Raw genomic sequence first — 16,048 nt, 5'->3', positions numbered from 1 at the left:
TACGGGCAGTTAATGCGTGAAAGTTAAACTTACTGACAAATACATTTATCCTTTACAGAACCACAGCAAATAAATTCGTCCTTAACTTCAACCTCTCATTTAGTATTTTAATTTCATAAAATGAACAAGCGTATAAGACAAATCCCCCCTTTATATTAGGGGGGATTTGTCTTATGCATCGTCTTCTTCGTCTTCTTCGTCTTCTTCGTCTTCTTCGTCTTCGTCCTCTTCTTCGTCCTCTTCTTCGTCTTCGTCTTCTTCGTCTTCTTCGTCCTCTTCTTCGTCTTCGTCTTCTTCGTCTTCTTCGTCTTCTTCGTCTTCGTCTTCTTCGTCTTCTTCGTCTTCTTCGTCTTCGTCCTCTTCTTCGTCTTCTTCGTCTTCTTCGTCCTCTTCTTCGTCTTCTTCGTCTTCTTCGTCTTCTTCGTCTTCTTCGTCTTCTTCGTCTTCGTCTTCGTCTTCGTCTTCTTCTTCTTCTTCTTCTTCTTCTTCTTCTTCTTCTTCTTCTTCTTCGTCTTCTTCGTCCTCTTCTTCTTCGTCCTCTTCGTCCTCTTCTTCTTCGTCAGTAAAGGTTATTTCTGTTTCATCAATATATTGAACTTCTACTTCTACACCAGTATGTCCACCAGATTGAATAACTTCAGCCAAAAGTTTTAATACCTCTTGTATATCTTGATCAGAATTAATACTAAAGCCATTCTCAAAATCTATTTTTATTTTTGCTCTTTTTACATCAGCCATTTACATAACTCCTTCCTTATTTGACTTATATTTAAAATATGCTAGAAAGTAAAAAATGATTGTTGTAATTGCGGACTTTTCATTATTCTTTTCCCTTGAAATGTTTTAAAACTTCAGCTATCCATGGTCTTTTTAATGGCTCGTTAGGTGTAATAATTTGTATTTTTATTTTTGGTTTTTCTGGTTCAGTAGTACTGAAATCCGATTGTACGGCTTCCTCTTCAACGATTTGAATATCTTCATCATTTATTTCATCTACAATGTCCTTAACTATTGTGTTTGTTTTACTGCTTATTGTTTCTAACTCTAGTAATCCAACTGTTGGTAACTCCACTAATTCTATGTCATTAATAATCGCTAAATTCTCTAATATAGATGATTCATCAAGTACAATATCTTTTTGCTTCTCTAATGTTTGCTCATATTCTGACATTTCCCATCCCATTGGCCCTGGTGGAGAAAACATAAATTTTTCTAAATCTAAAATAGGTATGACTATTTCTTCCGGTTCTAATTTCATTTTCTTCCTCCTCCACTTTTATTCTTGATTTCGTCATAAATATCTGAAAATCGAGATAAAAATTCCTCTTTAGAATCTTCAAGTGCAATTATATTTTGTAATGCCCAAATATATTTTTCATCAGACCACGAACGCTTTTGCCCTAAATAATATTTATGTGCAATCGAACATAATAAATGAGGAAACGTTAAATCCGTCCAAAGTATGCGATATTGTTTTTCTGATAATGGATTTTCTGAATCGTAAGCACTCAGCATATGAATCACTAAATTAATATCCCAAACTGACATTTTTTTCATTACTTTATTTAAAATAATACGTAAATCTCTTACTGGTAAATCATTTGTAATAGAATGTAACTCCTTCATAAAAATAGAATCATCTATTTCCTCAAATCTTGCCAATGTAAAATCTTGTTGACAAAAACCTTTAGATGCAATTACTTGTTTTGTCCATTCGTTATAAAATGGTTCATCAATTTCTTGTAATGCCCTTTTGGCACGAGCTATCATTTTATCAACATATTCTAAAAACATTGTTGAAAACACATCATTAGGATAAGATTGTGCAATTTTTTTGTTTCCTTCTAATTCTTGTAATTTCCACCTATATAACTTATGCCATTTTCCTAATCGACTTCTCATTTTACTTTCTTGATGTGGGATATATCCTTCTGATGCTTGATGAAACTTACCTGCATATATAAGCACTTTTTCCATTTGTTCTTTATTATAATAAATTACTTCTTTTCCTTGATGTTTATCATATAATACATATGCATACTCATCAGCTCCAATACAAACCCCTCCTCTATTTGTTTTATGCATTTTTGTGATTGGCAATCCTTTTTGAAAAAGATGTAAATGTGCTCCAGCAATAAATAACATTCTTTTCGGTTTCATATGTGCTTGTTTTAATATTTTTAACCCTTCATTTGTCTCCACTTCCCAAACAGTTCTCCCACTTCTACTTGATTGCAGAATAATATTATTTACCTCAAATGGATAAAAACTAAGGATTCTATTTAAATGTTCTTTCTCTAATCCAGCTATTTCTTCCAATTCTCTTCATCCTCCTCTTGAATTCTATAGCACTTCCTTATATACTCCAATTAAATTCATGGCAACGCGATTCCAACCAAAATCCTTTTCAACTTTCAAACGTCCATATTTCCCCATTTGTTCTCTCTTAGATTCATTATTTAATAGACTAATAATTTTCTCTGCGTATGCATCAGGATTCTCGAAATCATTGACAATATAACCATTCTTTCCTTCTTCAATTACTTCAGGATTACCACCCCGATTACTAGTGATAATTGGTAATCCTGCCGCCATTGCTTCATAATGTACCCTGGCAAGAGGTTCTTGCCACTGAGAAGAACAAACGAAAATATCTGACATAGTGTACAGTGTTGGAATATCCTTAGGCTTAACAAATTTAATAAAGATTACATTATTTTGAAACATTGCTCCCAATGTATATAAATGTTTAACATAGTTGTTTACATTGTTATCACCAAACCATTTTGATCCAATAAAAACCATTACAATATCTGGGTTTTTTTCAATAATTTTAGGGAGAGCTTGTAGCAAAATATGAGGTCCCTTCACTTTACTCAGGCGCCCAACAAACAAAACCACCTTTTTATTTTGCAAATTCAACTCTTTCTTTACATAACGTTTAACTTCTTTTCCATTTATAGTCCAATCCGGATAATATTCATTTAAATCTACACCTGAATATACTGTTTTTGTTTTAGACTGTGCTGTCTTAAAGCGCGAGGTAATCGTTTCTCCTATATAATCACTCACTGTTATAATTTTCGAAACGGCTTTAATACATGCTTCTCCTTCTTGATCACTCATCTTTTCATACGCGAACATTTCATTATGCACACTTAATACAAATTTTGTCTTTGTTGCCACTTCACTTAATAACGTAATCCAATTAGGACGATTACATAAATGAATCACATCATATTGTTCATTTCTCAAATGTTCAAGAATATCATGAAGATATCCCTCTTCTGCAAAACGTATATATCTTACACCACCATTTTTTTCTTCCGTTTTTAAATTTGGATCCGTAATGGAGATAACTGTTACATCATTTCCTTTAGAGGCAATAATGGTGGCGACGGAATCTATATAAATTTGAATAGCCCCCCCTCTCACGGCAGGTACAGGTAGCTTTTCAGTAGCAATTATTGCAATTTTCATTCTTTACCCTCCCTATTTCATAAAAATATAATTCTTTTCAGTATATGTTACGGAATAAGTTTTATCTTTGTGAATTATTCATTGTTTTTTCTATTCTTTACAATTAAATTAGGCAAAACATCACTTTTTTGTTTTATAGGCGAATATCTCAAACAAAAATGACCATGCACCATAAAGTAATAAGAGAACACAAAAGGATGGTGACATATTTGGAAATTCACAATGAGGAAGCGGAATATATACTATCACCTGAAGAGGAACTAAATTTAATATCATTAGCAAAAAGCATGGTTAAACATTGGGATATTCATACAACTACAATCGAACTTATACAAGGTGGGCAACTTGCCCTAGTATGGAAAATTCATACTTCAGATGGACCATTTTGTTTAAAAAGAATTCATCGACCTGAAAAGAAAGCTTTATTTTCAATTCATGCTCAAGATTATCTTTCTAAAAAAGGCATGCGTGTTCCAAATATAATTCCTAATAAAAAGGACCAACTCTATACAAAACACGGTCCATTTTTATTTGTTTTATACGAGTGGATTGAAGGTAGACCTTTTGAACTGACTATGCAAGAAGATCTTGAAATGATTATGAAGGGATTAGCAGATTTTCACGTAGCTTCTATTGGTTATAAGCCACCACCAGGTATACCTATCTTTACAAAATTAGGTCGTTGGCCTAATCATTATATTAAAAGATTTCAACAGATGGAGGTTTGGAAAAACCTATCTGAAACCTTGATTGATGACCCTTTTTCACAACTATACTTAGCTGAAATCGATCCTTTTATTACAGAAGCAAAACTTACGTATCAACGTTTATTAGAGTCTGAATATCGAAAGTGGACAGAAGAATTACGAGCATCCCCCAATTTATGTCACCAGGATTATGGAACAGGAAATTCTTTACTGGATACGAATAATCAAATTTGGGTAATTGATTTAGATACCGTTTCGTTCGATCTACCGATTCGGGATTTACGCAAAATGATTATTCCTTTATTAGATACAACAGGTACATGGAACGAAGAACAATTTAACATTATGATTAATGCATATGAATCAGTTTCTCCTTTAACAGCCGAGCAAAAAAAAATCATGTTTATTGATATGCTATTTCCCTACGAATTATATGATGTAATCCGTGAAAAATACGTCAGAAAATCACCATTACTTGCTGCTGAACTCACTGAAGCTATGGAGTATGAAAGAATAAAATCAAAAGCATTAAACATATTAATAAATGAATTTTAAGCCACTTGATCGTCCGATATGATATCATTCGCAAACATAATCTAGCTATCCTTAATAATAAAATGAGGTTAAGAAATCTTTCTTATATAAATAAAGTAAGGTATTTTCTACTATGGCACATGTAAAGTTATATATGGAGCTGGATATGACAAAAGAAAGTTATATGTGTTAAATCACACCAAACTATTTATAAATCACGTACACTTATAGTATTTAAATTTGACGTATATAAATAAAAAGCATGACATAAAATTGTCATGCTTTTTATTTTCAATCAATAACTTCTGTAGATTTAACCTGTTACAGAACCCTTTGCTCAGTAAAAGACTGTTTTACTTGTTAACAGAAAGATAAATCTTTCCCTTTTGTTTTTGAGTTTAATCAAACCATTTGTCTCCATCAGAAATCCATTTATTGTTATGTAAATCGAAGCATTCATCATAATCATGAAAAGTAAAATAAGACGGTAATTTAGCAGTGGTACCACCTGCTTTATTCCAACACATAGCAAACCATTCCACTATAGCTTTCGTTTCAATTTCAGATAATGCTTCATCGTTTTCTTCATAAAACTCCCAAAATCCGTCTGATTCGTCATCATGGAATTTATAATATTCCACATCATCTATCAAATCGTGACTACCAGAAAAGACACTGCTATCCTTTCCTTCATAAAAAACTTCATTTGCTCCTCTATCCATCGAAAACATGACAACGGACATTTCAAATGACTGAACAAAAGCTGTGAAATCTAATATATCTATTCCTTCATAATAATTAAACTGAAGTGTCTCTTTTATCTTTCGAATCAAATCATCCGATTTTTCTTCGAGGCCTTTTTTTAAAGAATTTGTGTAATTTTCTATTGTAAACAAATTATCTCCCCTAAGTAATGTGTCTATTTAAATTATAAAAATAAAATTAAAAGGTTAATCTTAACTTCTTTATGTATGTAGTGAAAGTGCTTTTTACAGTTTCAAAATTGTGAGCCAATGTATTGTCTCCACTTAACGATGTGATAACAGTTAATCCTGCTGCTTTTATAAAATGTTTTACATCTACGAGCATAGAAATAGCCTCCATGAATTTAGTTACGCCAATTATAACAGAAATGTTGCGGGTGAAACATGGAAGAAATATAAAACTACACCTACTAAGATTGCCTATTCATATAATTAAAAAAGCTGTCCTATTTAAGGACAGCTTCAAATATGTATTTTTACACTTCGATAGATTTACCGTCTTCAACGATATGGTAAAGTAGGTGTGCTAAATGATGAATTGGACCATTTTCTTCCTCTTCTTCATTTGTCTCACCTTGGAATTCAAGATCATTTAAGTATAGTGCTAAAAATTGATAGAACAATTTCAAATCAAATCCGTAGCAAGCACTTGGCTCTTCATGATCTCCTTCATATTGTAACATTAAGTATTGCTCGTTTCCTTCTGCATCTTCAGCATCAAAGAATACGAAGAAACCAACGTTTGTATCTAAATCAAATAGATGACGAGTACCTTTTTCTGTTGCTTTATCGAAGTCCTCTTCACTTAATTTATGTACTGTTGTTGCCTTTGCATTATCCTCTTGATGAAAATTTACTGTAAATGATTTCAATGCTGACACCTCCTGATTGTATAATAGTAGCATAACATATAAAATGGACTGCTTACAAATGTAAACAGTCCAACTAAATTCATTTCCGTATTGCTCGTAATAGAAAACTCACGATGAAGATTAAAATAATCGCACCTATTAAAGCTGGAATAATTGCAAATCCCCCTATAACAGGACCGAATTTACCAAGTAATAACGTACCAAGCCAAGAACCGATAATACCCGCAATAATATTACCAATTACACCGCCCGGTACATCCTTTCCAGTAATCAAACTTGCAAACCATCCCAATATACCACCGACGATTAAATACCAAATCATATATTTACCTCCTTTATTTTTGAACAATAAAATTATAATCAGAAACAATTGCTTACCATTAGTTATGTTACATTTTTCATAAGTTATTCGTCTTATGAAAATCATTCAAATCTGCTCAACATATTAAGGACCATCTGGCTTCAATATTGTTCTCATAAATTCATCTTTAAACGCTTGATAATTAAATTCAACCGCAATTCTTTGTATAGGACGATTATCAAACGTCGTTGGCTCAGCTATTCTTCTAAAATCTGCAACACTTTGACCTCTCGTTACATCATTTGTCGTACTTATCCAAACTGCTGATTTTTTATATTCAAAAATGTCATCATTAATAAATGAAATGAACGGAAGTAAATCGTGAATCGGACTCCCAGCAATACCTGGATATTCTTTTTTGTAAAAGTTCTCGTAATAAAAATCGATCATTGGCTTAATAAGTTTCGCCTGTCCTGTTCCCTCTTTATCAATAATATCGACCATTTCAGGGGTAATAAATGCTTCTTGCGTTACATTTAACGGATATATAGTAGCGTTCTTCGCATATCTCATTACGATATTTGCCGCAATTGGATCGCCGTAAAAATTGGCTTCAGATACTGGTGTAACATTACCTGGAAATAGAAAAGCACCGCCCATTATATAATAAGAACATACTCAATTCATTAAATTGGGGTACAATAAAAATAATGTTGCAAGTGTTGTTAATCGTCCCGTCGCCACTATAATAATATCTTCTGGACAAGGCTCAATTAATTTAATCAATTCACAAAAATTTTCTCTTTCACAAATTCTCATTTTCGGTGGAATAATTGGACCTAAACCGTGATCCCCATGAATTTCAGGGGAAAATAAAGGTTCTTCAGCTGTCATCGGTCTACTGGCACCTTCAATAATTTTCACTTTTGTAGCATAGTATCTTTCTAAAAAATAAACATTTTCCGTTACAATTTCTCTTGATACATTTCCATACTCTGCAACGATACCTATAATATCTAACTTGCATGTTTTATTCGCATAAATTAACGTTACTGCATCATCAATACCAAAATCTCCGAAAAAGATTATTTTTTGATTAACTTTCCTCACCCCTCTCCAGCATAATCTACTATTATTATTATGCGAAAAAGACAAGGCGGTGAAACGGAGATAATTAAAAAAGCCGCCTATTTATTGGCGACTTCAATCTTCTTATACGATAAATACGCTAATACATTTTTGCTTGAATCATATTTCGGATTATTCCCTTTTCTCGGTTCTCTCATATGTGTTTTTTCAAACCCAGGAATGTCAGGCATTTCCTCTAAAAATTCAAGCATCTCTTCCTCAGTTCCCTCAATACGTACACGAATCATTATTGCTATTCCTCAATTCTCATTTTCTCTGTACTAAGTATATCGTACATCAGAAAGACTGCAAGAAATTTATCTTTTTAATGTTGAACTTTTGTTACATACGAACAGTGCCATTTCAGTATAGAACGATTCTATTTTATTATTTTCAAATTGAATTTTGAAAAATTCCTGCATTTCATTTGATGCTTTCATCATACACTCTGTTAACTTTACACGTTTTTGCAAAGGTACATCCATCATATCACACCACCAATCAAAATCGAACTTCTTGTCAAAAGTATGACATGACTGCATTTGCAAACCATGTTTCTCTAATAAAGTAATCCATTCTGTTTTTTTCAAAGCTCGTTCATGGCTTGGATCTCTCTTCTTTTCTATAAAGTTATAAAATGTATCAAATTCAGTATTTTCTGGTGAAACGTTATCAATTAATATAAATAATCCATTATCTTCTAACGCTCGATTTACTTCAAAAATAAATTGCAAGGGATCAACAAAGTGATGTGCTGCAATTCGGCATGTAATTGTATCAAAGGATTCATCAGCAAATGGTAAATTTTCTGCATTTCCTGCTACAAATGATACATTTTCATGCCCGTTCCCTTCTATAAAACCTTTTGCTTTTTCTAACATTTTTTCTGTTAAATCAAGAGCGACTACCTCTTTAAACATTGGGGCTAACAAATTTACAACATGTCCACCACCAGTAGCAATATCTAGAAGACGAGTATTATGACGAGTTTCAACTTGCTGAACTACATATTGTAAATCTGGTCCTTTTGCATGAATTTTACTTTTCACATACTTCTCTGCATTACTACCAAATTGTTGTTTCACAAGTTCTTCTTTACTCATTTTTATCATCTTCTTTCTATAAAGTATTATATTTAATTTATAAGTTCTCTTTATATAATTTCAAATCCTCTTTTAGTATCGTCTCTTCTATTAGAGACCTTCTATCAAAAAAATTTAACTCTTTTATTTTTAAGTACAAAACAAAAAAGGTTATGGGAACTTATCCCATAACCCGACAAAGTATCTCTTATATTTGAGAATCTTCTTACACGTCTAAATAACTTAATCCTCCTGTAACTTCACAAGAACTTCTACTTCGCTATTAGTAGCCTCTCTTGCATGCAATCCATATTGATCCATGCCAATCCATATCCACCCAGGACTATCATAAAGAATATCTATGTTAAAATGCTCCAACTTAGTAAGTTCTGACCTAATAAATTTACCCCTACTAGCGATTTGCTTATCAAGCAAACCATATTCTTTCCCATTTTCAAATAGCGCTATAATCTTTCCTGCAAGTGGATGTTTACGAACCATAAAGTGATATTCCTTTTCATTTATAGTCGCCACAATCTTACTAGAATCAGGTACATCACATCTAGAATTAGGCATATTCATATCGATCAGCTCCCTTATTGGTTTCATTAATATCATAACAGGTCGATGTTTAAATATTATTAATATAATGTAAAAAATATAAAAGCTGACTTCCCTTTAGAAATCAGCTTTTACACATTGTTTATCTTTAAACTTTTTACAAATTTTATAATGTTTCTTTCTCTTCATCATTTCCGGAAACTAAATCTCCTAAAACATCCACCGTAACTTCAACTACAAATTCACAAATCTCTGCTACAACTTCTCCAATTACTTCCTCCATCTTTCTACCTCCTTGTTTTATGTAACTTATTTGTAGCATAGGAGATATTGGTTGATTTTAACTATCGTTAAAGGTGACAAAAACATTACAGATTTGTAAGCTGTTTCAATATTTTTTTGAATTTATACTTCTTCCCTTTGAAACTTTAAGTATTATTAACAACCAGATAGGTCATCATAATAGAAAGTATTTAAGAATCCTAATTTAAAGGAGGCGTGTAAAATATACTACGTAAAATTAATTAAAGGTCAATCTTTCTATGCTTTTGATCATCGTTTCTTAATATCTCAAGAAGAAGCGGTTTCGGAAAAAATTTTTAATTACTTACGCCGTAATGAATTCTTTGAAGTGCGTAAAGAAGAATATTCTGCCTAATGTACAAACAGCATCAAGGAACAACTCACAGTATTGTGATTCTTTCTCGATGCTTTTATATTATCGCCCTATATTCAACTTTATTCTCAATTCTATTAACATCTTCTAGTATATGTCCAAGCTAATTCATCGTTACTTTCATATCTTAGCATATAAGGAGGTGACGAACATGACTCATATCATTGATTACCAAGCTACTCAACCAATAAATAAAACTGGTGAAACTACTTTTACGATTCCCCATTCCCCAAACAAAGCAATTCTAGCTAATATTAAATTAAAAATTTCTAGAAGAGATGCATGTAATAATCGAGTAGAATTAATTGCTACAGTTGGAGTTGAAGGTATAACTGAGATTTCACAAGTTTTATTCCGAATTTTCCGTGACAATACAGAAATCTTCAACGCTCAAGTAGGAATTGAATCTACAGATTCTGAGCAATTTTACGCGCAAACATTTCAAGCTATAGATCAAAATGTTAGCTGCGGGACTCACGAATATTCATTAACTGTAGAAAACCTTACTAGTGGTGCAAGTGCAGATGTTGTTGGTCCACTATCTTTTAGCGGTTTAGCTATTGGACAAGATCATAAGTGTCGCTAAAAGAATCTAGTGTTTGATGTTGCATTTGAGAAAAGTGAGAAGTAGTAACTACGTTCTCACTTTTTTATTTTCTCTATGTTTTTCTTTATTTTCAATTTGTATTTAATCAAGAGTTTTTCACATTTTGAATTACTTATTTCATCATATAATTAATCAAATTTTCAACAAATCAAAAAAATTGAAATCCACTAATGAAACACGTAATATAGACTCTGACTCTAAAAAAGCGCGTTAAAAAATAATGAATAAATACGGAGGTTTTATATACGAGTTTTTAATTTTAAAAGACTGAGAGGTTTAAATTATGTGGCGTAATAAAAATGTTTGGATCGTATTAATTGGGGAGTTTATTGCTGGTCTAGGGTTATGGCTTGGTATTCTTGGTAATCTTGAATTTATGCAAAAATACGTCCCTTCTGATTTTATGAAATCCGTTATATTATTTATCGGACTGTTAGCTGGTGTTCTAGTTGGTCCAATGGCTGGGCGTGTCATTGATCAATATGAAAAAAAGAAAGTTCTTCTTTACGCTGGATTCGGTCGTGTTATTAGTGTTATTTTCATGTTTTTCGCCATTCAATATGAAAGTATCGCATTCATGATTGCATTTATGATTGCACTTCAAATTTCAGCTGCATTTTATTTTCCTGCATTACAATCTGTAATTCCTCTAATCGTTCGTGAGCATGAGTTATTACAGATGAACGGTGTACATATGAATGTTGGTACAATCGCTCGTATTGCGGGTACTTCACTAGGTGGAATTCTTTTAGTTGTAATGAGTTTACAGTATATGTATGCCTTCTCAATGGCAGCATACGCTTTATTATTCCTCTCAACTTTCTTCCTACAATTTGAAGATAAAAAGTCAACTACATCAAGTAAAGAATCAGCTAAAGATAATAGCTTTATGGAAGTATTTCGTATTTTAAAAGGAATTCCTATCGCTTTTACAGCACTTATATTAAGTATTATCCCTCTATTATTTATAGCTGGATTCAATTTAATGGTTATTAACATTAGCGAAATGCAACACGATCCAACGATTAAAGGATTCATATATACAATTGAAGGTGTAGCATTTATGTTAGGTGCCTTCGTTATTAAACGTTTATCTGATCATTTCAAACCTGAAAAGTTACTATATTTCTTCGCAATTTGTACCGCTTTTGCACACCTTTCATTGTTCTTTAGCGATATAAAATGGATGGCTCTTACATCGTTTGGTTTGTTTGGCTTTAGTGTCGGCTGTTTCTTCCCTATTATGTCGACAATTTTCCAAACGAAAGTAGAAAAAAGCTATCACGGCCGCCTCTTCTCATTCCGTAATATGTTTGAAAGAGTTATGTTCCAAATTGTCTTACTTGGAACTGGCTTCTTCTTAGATACAATTGGATTACAGTATATGGTTCTAATTTTCGGCGTCATTTCGTTGTTGATTATATTTATTTCCCTATCTAAGCAGAAACAATTTGAAAAACAAACGTCACAATCTGCGAATTTATAAAACTAATACTTCTTAAGAATGGATCCAATATTTTAATATGGCTCCATTCTTTTTCAATTTCTAGGATTGAAATTTATATGCTTTGTATAGTTCCAATTTTTAAAGGAGTATCCCCTACTACTTTCGAATACAATAAATTATAGATTCTTCAAAAAGGAGCTGTGGAAATGTCTGCTGGTATGCAATTATTAATTACCCTTCTGTTTTCATTCGTTATGTTTGGCGTCCTTAATTTTTTAGCCATTTCCCTATCTCAAAATAACTTTAAAAGAAGGATTGTTGCAGGTTTCTTATTCTTACTGTTAACTCCCATTATCTTTTTGACTACTACAGCATTCGCTACCATATTCGATAAAGGTGGATTTGGCGCAGCTAACCTAGCCTTTATTAGTGCAAATACGTATGTTGTAAATGGAATTGTCATTCTTCTTTCCGCTTCATTTATCCTCAAAAGACATAACATAAGATAGAGTTCTAGGCATGAATCTGGTATTACACTAGATTCATGCCTTTTTATTTTGAAATCCCACCCTTCTCCAAATTTTTATGTGAAATTTATTAATTCTTTATAAAAATTTAAACTTTATTCATTACAATATTCTTATTGTATTCGCACGTTTATAAAAAATAATAAGAAAGGAGTACACAATGAAAAAGTTTCTACTTATTTTCCCTATATTAATCGTTCTACTTAGTGGATGTAGCAATAATGATATATACGGCTCTTGGGAAGTCATTGATAATAAAAAAGGTGAATGCCCTGTGTATTATAAATTTGAAACAGTTGTAAAAGAAGAAAAGAAAGAAAAGGTTGTTCACAATTTAGTGGAAATGCAAACAACCAATAAAAAAGAGGATTTATTTAAAGGGTCGTTTGTTAAAAATTCTAACGTTTATCATATTGATTATGGTAATTCGTTTACATCAGATCAATCTTTAAAAGTTGTCGATAATAAATTAATTGTATACTTTTTTACAACTGAAAAAACATGTACATATAAAGCGAAACTTTAATCAGTGGGGGGGCATCCCCCACTGATTATTAGCCCTCACCAATCGGGTGTTCACGGGCGGCCCAACTCCCACCTCACTTCTTTGCTCCAGCCGAATTTTGAGGTGGGAGTTTTACTGCCCGTTAATGCGGGATAAAAAAACAAACAATTAATCTCCATTTATAACGTAGAAAATATTTTCTGAGTTATTTTTATTTCTCTCCTTATTATCCTCCCTCTAAATTTGTCAATCGTTTTAATTTTCATAAAAAAATGATAAAATGTAAACATGTGTTTTCAGAATAATTAAAAACGTAGAAAGAAAACACTGTTTTTAGGAGGGGTTTTGATGACTTACACGTTAGCAACTAGAATGAAAGCATTCCAATCTTCTATATTTAGTGAATTAGGGGCCTATAAAAAAGAAAAAATTGCAGCAGGTCATAAAATGATTGATTTAAGTATCGGGAATCCTGATATGCCTCCTGCTGATTTTGTAAGAGAAGAAATGGTACATACGGCGAGTGAAAAAGAAAGTTATGGATACACATTAACAGGCATACAAGAATTTCACGAAGCTGTAACTGAATATTACAACAACACTCACAATGTTATATTAAATGCTGAAAAAGAAGTTTTATTATTAATGGGTTCACAAGACGGACTCGTTCATTTACCTATGGTTTTTGCAAATCCGGGAGATATAATACTAGTTCCTGACCCAGGATATACAGCTTATGAAACAGGAATTCAAATGGCCGGTGCAACATCTTACTACATGCCATTAAAGAAAGAAAATGATTTCTTACCTAACTTAGAAGTTATTCCTGAAGAAATCGCCGATAAAGCGAAGATGATGATTTTGAACTTCCCAGGAAATCCAGTTCCAGCAATGGCTCATGAAGATTTCTTTAAAGAAGTAATCGCATTCGCGAAAAAACATAATATTATCGTTATCCATGATTTTGCTTATGCTGAATTTTATTTTGATGGCCAAAAGCCAATTAGCTTCTTATCTGTGCCTGGTGCAAAAGAAGTTGGTGTAGAAATTAATTCTTTATCTAAAAGTTATAGTTTAGCTGGTAGCCGTATTGGTTATATGATTGGTAACGAAGAAATTGTCGGCGCGCTTACGCAATTTAAGTCTAATACAGATTACGGTGTGTTTTTACCAATTCAAAAAGCTGCATCCGCTGCATTACGACACGGCGCTGCATTTTGCGAGAAAAACCGAAGCATTTACCAAGAACGTAGAGATACTTTAGTGGACGGATTCCGCAAATTCGGCTGGAATGTCGATAAACCAGTTGGAAGTATGTTCGTTTGGGCTGAAATTCCGAAAGGATGGACTTCTCTAGAGTTCGCTTATGCACTTATGGATCGTGCAAATGTCGTTGTCACACCAGGTCATGCATTCGGTCCTCATGGAGAAGGCTTTGTACGTATTGCACTTGTTCAAGATAAAGTAGTATTACAAGAAGCAGTTGAAAACATTAAAAATAGCGGTATTTTCTCTATTGAAAAAGTAGAAGAATTAGTTAAAAATTAATAATAACTCCCCTGCTTAACTTTAGCAGGGGTATTATTATTCCTGGAGGTACGATATGAATATTAAAGATACTCTTCCACATCGCTATCCATTTTTAATGATCGATAAAATTACAAACGTTAAAGAATCTCAATCAGCTACAGGATACAAACTGATTACAAATAACGAGTGGTTTATTAATGAAAATCAAAACTATATGCCTCATATGTTAATTGTAGAAGCACTTGCTCAACTTAGTGCTTTTGTAAGTACAGGTGAATCTGAAGGACTTGGTTTCCTCTCCTCTTTAGATGGGGTGGAATTTCATGAAAATGCGTATCCCGGTGATAAACTTGACTTACATTATGAATTAACACGTAACAGACGAGGGTTTATTCTTGGGAAAGGAATTGCCTCTGTAAACGGTCAATCAATCGTTACCATTGAAAAGCTATTAATATATCAAGCTGATTAAACAGATTACATAGTAAGGAGTAGAAAAATGCGGAATGTTGCTGGTATTGATGCTGGGGGAACATTAACAAAAATTGCTTACTTTAACGAAATGAACAAATTAGTTTTCGAAAAATTTTATTCATATGAACAAGAAAGAATTAAAGAATGGCTTCAAAATCATAATTCAATTACACAATTATGCATTACAGGTGGCAAAGCTAAACAGTTAGAACAACTACTTTCAGGTTCATATAAAATAGTAGAGTTGAACGAGTTTGAAGCTACTTTAACAGGCGTACGCTACATTCTAAAAGAAGAAAAACGTGCTATAAACAACTTTGTATTAACAAATATCGGTACAGGTACTTCTATTCACTACGTTCACGACAAGCAATACGTTCGTGCTGGTGGAACTGGAGTTGGCGGTGGTACTATTATGGGTCTTTCAAAACTATTAACAAATATAGATCATTTTGAAGATGTGATTCCGCTTACGAAAATTGGTTCAAGAAACAGTCTAGATATTACAGTTGGAGATATTTATGGAGGGATTCTCTCCCCTATTGATAATAACTTAACTGCTAGCAATTTCGGAAAAGCGACCATTACAGACTCAAATTATAGTAATTCAGATATACTAGCTACCGTTCAAGGACTTGTCGGTGAAGTCGTCACAGCATTAAGCCTTCAATTCGCCGAAGCGAAAAATATTGACCATATCATTTACATCGGCTCTACTCTATGTAATAACGTACATCTTCAAAATATTATAAGTAGCTATACAGAATATCAAAACAAAATACCCGTCTTTTTACAAGACGACGGTTATAGTGGTGCGATTGGTGCTTTACTTCATGTTACGAAATAAAAAAGC

At 32.7% G+C, this 16,048-nt stretch carries 20 protein-coding genes and 1 pseudogene; 9 read left to right on the top strand and 12 right to left on the bottom strand.

The window, feature by feature from the left end; translation table 11 throughout:
• Positions 1–171: 171 nt before the first annotated feature.
• The 4 genes from QCI75_RS12760 to QCI75_RS12745 form a co-directional block, all read right to left on the bottom strand.
• Positions 172–738: an AAA family ATPase gene (locus tag QCI75_RS12760; protein ID WP_353760595.1), complete on the bottom strand. Its 567-nt coding sequence runs from the start codon at positions 736–738 to the stop codon at positions 172–174.
• Positions 739–820: 82 nt separating this feature from the next.
• Positions 821–1,258: a hypothetical protein gene (locus QCI75_RS12755; RefSeq protein ID WP_144506395.1), complete on the bottom strand. Its 438-nt coding sequence runs from the start codon at positions 1,256–1,258 to the stop codon at positions 821–823.
• Positions 1,255–2,319 (bottom strand): spore coat putative kinase CotS, encoded by a 1,065-nt coding sequence (gene cotS, locus QCI75_RS12750; protein ID WP_144506394.1) that lies wholly within the window; start codon positions 2,317–2,319, stop codon positions 1,255–1,257. The genes QCI75_RS12755 and cotS overlap by 4 nt, the downstream gene beginning before the upstream one ends.
• Positions 2,320–2,343: 24 nt before the next feature.
• Entirely contained in the window at positions 2,344–3,480 is a 1,137-nt protein-coding gene (locus QCI75_RS12745) for a glycosyltransferase family 4 protein (RefSeq protein ID WP_353760594.1), read from the bottom strand.
• A gap of 158 nt (positions 3,481–3,638) precedes the next feature.
• Between QCI75_RS12745 and QCI75_RS12740 the strand changes: the two genes are divergently transcribed.
• Positions 3,639–4,742 (top strand): spore coat kinase CotI, encoded by a 1,104-nt coding sequence (locus QCI75_RS12740; RefSeq protein WP_144506393.1) that lies wholly within the window; start codon positions 3,639–3,641, stop codon positions 4,740–4,742.
• Positions 4,743–5,119: 377 nt separating this feature from the next.
• Here the strand turns inward: QCI75_RS12740 and QCI75_RS12735 are convergent, their stop codons facing one another.
• From QCI75_RS12735 to QCI75_RS12700, 8 genes and pseudogenes are all read right to left on the bottom strand, one after another.
• A complete protein-coding gene (locus QCI75_RS12735) occupies positions 5,120–5,617 on the bottom strand; it encodes a hypothetical protein (RefSeq protein ID WP_144506392.1) in 498 nt (165 codons plus the stop codon).
• Positions 5,618–5,663: 46 nt separating this feature from the next.
• Positions 5,664–5,810: a chorismate mutase gene (locus QCI75_RS12730; protein ID WP_144506391.1), complete on the bottom strand. Its 147-nt coding sequence runs from the start codon at positions 5,808–5,810 to the stop codon at positions 5,664–5,666.
• Positions 5,811–5,961: 151 nt separating this feature from the next.
• On the bottom strand, positions 5,962–6,357 hold the full coding sequence (locus QCI75_RS12725) for a hypothetical protein (protein ID WP_002110404.1): 396 nt from the start codon (positions 6,355–6,357) through the stop codon (positions 5,962–5,964).
• 79 nt (positions 6,358–6,436) lie between these two features.
• A complete protein-coding gene (locus QCI75_RS12720) occupies positions 6,437–6,679 on the bottom strand; it encodes a GlsB/YeaQ/YmgE family stress response membrane protein (RefSeq protein WP_144506390.1) in 243 nt (80 codons plus the stop codon).
• 123 nt (positions 6,680–6,802) lie between these two features.
• Positions 6,803–7,768, bottom strand: a pseudogene (locus tag QCI75_RS12715) (nucleoside hydrolase).
• A 77-nt stretch (positions 7,769–7,845) separates the two neighbouring features.
• The gene (locus QCI75_RS12710) at positions 7,846–8,034 is read right to left on the bottom strand and encodes a DUF3970 family protein (RefSeq protein ID WP_144506388.1); all 189 of its coding nucleotides are present in this window, start codon (positions 8,032–8,034) and stop codon (positions 7,846–7,848) included.
• Between the two features lie 69 nt (positions 8,035–8,103).
• Complete coding sequence (locus tag QCI75_RS12705) at positions 8,104–8,889, bottom strand: class I SAM-dependent methyltransferase (protein WP_353760593.1); 786 nt, start codon at positions 8,887–8,889, stop codon at positions 8,104–8,106.
• A 222-nt stretch (positions 8,890–9,111) separates the two neighbouring features.
• A complete protein-coding gene (locus tag QCI75_RS12700) occupies positions 9,112–9,450 on the bottom strand; it encodes a hypothetical protein (protein ID WP_144507539.1) in 339 nt (112 codons plus the stop codon).
• A 484-nt stretch (positions 9,451–9,934) separates the two neighbouring features.
• On the opposite strand from QCI75_RS12700, the gene QCI75_RS12695 reads away from it, so the two are divergent.
• The 8 genes from QCI75_RS12695 (at position 9,935) to coaW (ending at position 16,042) form a co-directional block, all read left to right on the top strand.
• A complete protein-coding gene (locus QCI75_RS12695) occupies positions 9,935–10,087 on the top strand; it encodes a YqbF domain-containing protein (RefSeq protein WP_080018204.1) in 153 nt (50 codons plus the stop codon).
• Positions 10,088–10,256: 169 nt separating this feature from the next.
• Complete coding sequence (gene exsC / locus QCI75_RS12690; RefSeq protein WP_144507541.1) at positions 10,257–10,691, top strand: exosporium protein ExsC; 435 nt, start codon at positions 10,257–10,259, stop codon at positions 10,689–10,691.
• A 304-nt stretch (positions 10,692–10,995) separates the two neighbouring features.
• The gene (locus QCI75_RS12685) at positions 10,996–12,198 is read left to right on the top strand and encodes an MFS transporter (RefSeq protein ID WP_144507543.1); all 1,203 of its coding nucleotides are present in this window, start codon (positions 10,996–10,998) and stop codon (positions 12,196–12,198) included.
• Positions 12,199–12,365: 167 nt separating this feature from the next.
• Positions 12,366–12,668: a hypothetical protein gene (locus QCI75_RS12680; protein ID WP_353760592.1), complete on the top strand. Its 303-nt coding sequence runs from the start codon at positions 12,366–12,368 to the stop codon at positions 12,666–12,668.
• Between the two features lie 178 nt (positions 12,669–12,846).
• Positions 12,847–13,212 carry a hypothetical protein gene (locus QCI75_RS12675; RefSeq protein ID WP_353760591.1) on the top strand — a complete coding sequence of 122 codons (366 nt, stop codon included), beginning with the start codon at positions 12,847–12,849 and terminating at the stop codon, positions 13,210–13,212.
• A gap of 327 nt (positions 13,213–13,539) precedes the next feature.
• Positions 13,540–14,739, top strand: a complete 1,200-nt coding sequence (locus QCI75_RS12670; protein WP_353760590.1) for an LL-diaminopimelate aminotransferase — start codon at positions 13,540–13,542, stop codon at positions 14,737–14,739.
• A 55-nt stretch (positions 14,740–14,794) separates the two neighbouring features.
• Entirely contained in the window at positions 14,795–15,193 is a 399-nt protein-coding gene (locus QCI75_RS12665; protein WP_144507550.1) for a 3-hydroxyacyl-ACP dehydratase FabZ family protein, read from the top strand.
• 27 nt (positions 15,194–15,220) lie between these two features.
• Positions 15,221–16,042 (top strand): type II pantothenate kinase, encoded by an 822-nt coding sequence (gene coaW / locus QCI75_RS12660; protein WP_353760589.1) that lies wholly within the window; start codon positions 15,221–15,223, stop codon positions 16,040–16,042.
• Positions 16,043–16,048: the final 6 nt, after the last annotated feature.

It is taken from the genome of Bacillus cereus group sp. RP43 (assembly GCF_040459645.1).
Lineage (GTDB): Bacteria > Bacillota > Bacilli > Bacillales > Bacillaceae_G > Bacillus_A > Bacillus_A mycoides_C.
The sequence above is the reverse complement of the archived record's forward strand: the minus strand, read 5'-3'. Positions and strand labels throughout refer to the sequence as shown.

Excerpts from the sequence above, each read along its gene's own strand:
- QCI75_RS12760 (WP_353760595.1), bottom strand. The coding sequence starts at position 738 with ATGGCTGATGTAAAAAGAGCAAAAATAAAAATAGATTTTGAGAATGGC.
- QCI75_RS12755 (WP_144506395.1), bottom strand. The coding sequence starts at position 1,258 with ATGAAATTAGAACCGGAAGAAATAGTCATACCTATTTTAGATTTAGAA.
- QCI75_RS12745 (WP_353760594.1), bottom strand. The coding sequence starts at position 3,480 with ATGAAAATTGCAATAATTGCTACTGAAAAGCTACCTGTACCTGCCGTG.
- QCI75_RS12740 (WP_144506393.1), top strand. The coding sequence starts at position 3,639 with ATGACCATGCACCATAAAGTAATAAGAGAACACAAAAGGATGGTGACA.
- QCI75_RS12730 (WP_144506391.1), bottom strand. The coding sequence starts at position 5,810 with ATGCTCGTAGATGTAAAACATTTTATAAAAGCAGCAGGATTAACTGTT.
- QCI75_RS12720 (WP_144506390.1), bottom strand. The coding sequence starts at position 6,679 with ATGATTTGGTATTTAATCGTCGGTGGTATATTGGGATGGTTTGCAAGT.
- QCI75_RS12710 (WP_144506388.1), bottom strand. The coding sequence starts at position 8,034 with ATGATTCGTGTACGTATTGAGGGAACTGAGGAAGAGATGCTTGAATTT.
- QCI75_RS12705 (WP_353760593.1), bottom strand. The coding sequence starts at position 8,889 with ATGAGTAAAGAAGAACTTGTGAAACAACAATTTGGTAGTAATGCAGAG.
- QCI75_RS12700 (WP_144507539.1), bottom strand. The coding sequence starts at position 9,450 with ATGAATATGCCTAATTCTAGATGTGATGTACCTGATTCTAGTAAGATT.
- exsC (WP_144507541.1), top strand. The coding sequence starts at position 10,257 with ATGACTCATATCATTGATTACCAAGCTACTCAACCAATAAATAAAACT.
- QCI75_RS12685 (WP_144507543.1), top strand. The coding sequence starts at position 10,996 with ATGTGGCGTAATAAAAATGTTTGGATCGTATTAATTGGGGAGTTTATT.
- QCI75_RS12680 (WP_353760592.1), top strand. The coding sequence starts at position 12,366 with ATGTCTGCTGGTATGCAATTATTAATTACCCTTCTGTTTTCATTCGTT.
- QCI75_RS12675 (WP_353760591.1), top strand. The coding sequence starts at position 12,847 with ATGAAAAAGTTTCTACTTATTTTCCCTATATTAATCGTTCTACTTAGT.
- QCI75_RS12670 (WP_353760590.1), top strand. The coding sequence starts at position 13,540 with ATGACTTACACGTTAGCAACTAGAATGAAAGCATTCCAATCTTCTATA.
- QCI75_RS12665 (WP_144507550.1), top strand. The coding sequence starts at position 14,795 with ATGAATATTAAAGATACTCTTCCACATCGCTATCCATTTTTAATGATC.
- coaW (WP_353760589.1), top strand. The coding sequence starts at position 15,221 with ATGCGGAATGTTGCTGGTATTGATGCTGGGGGAACATTAACAAAAATT.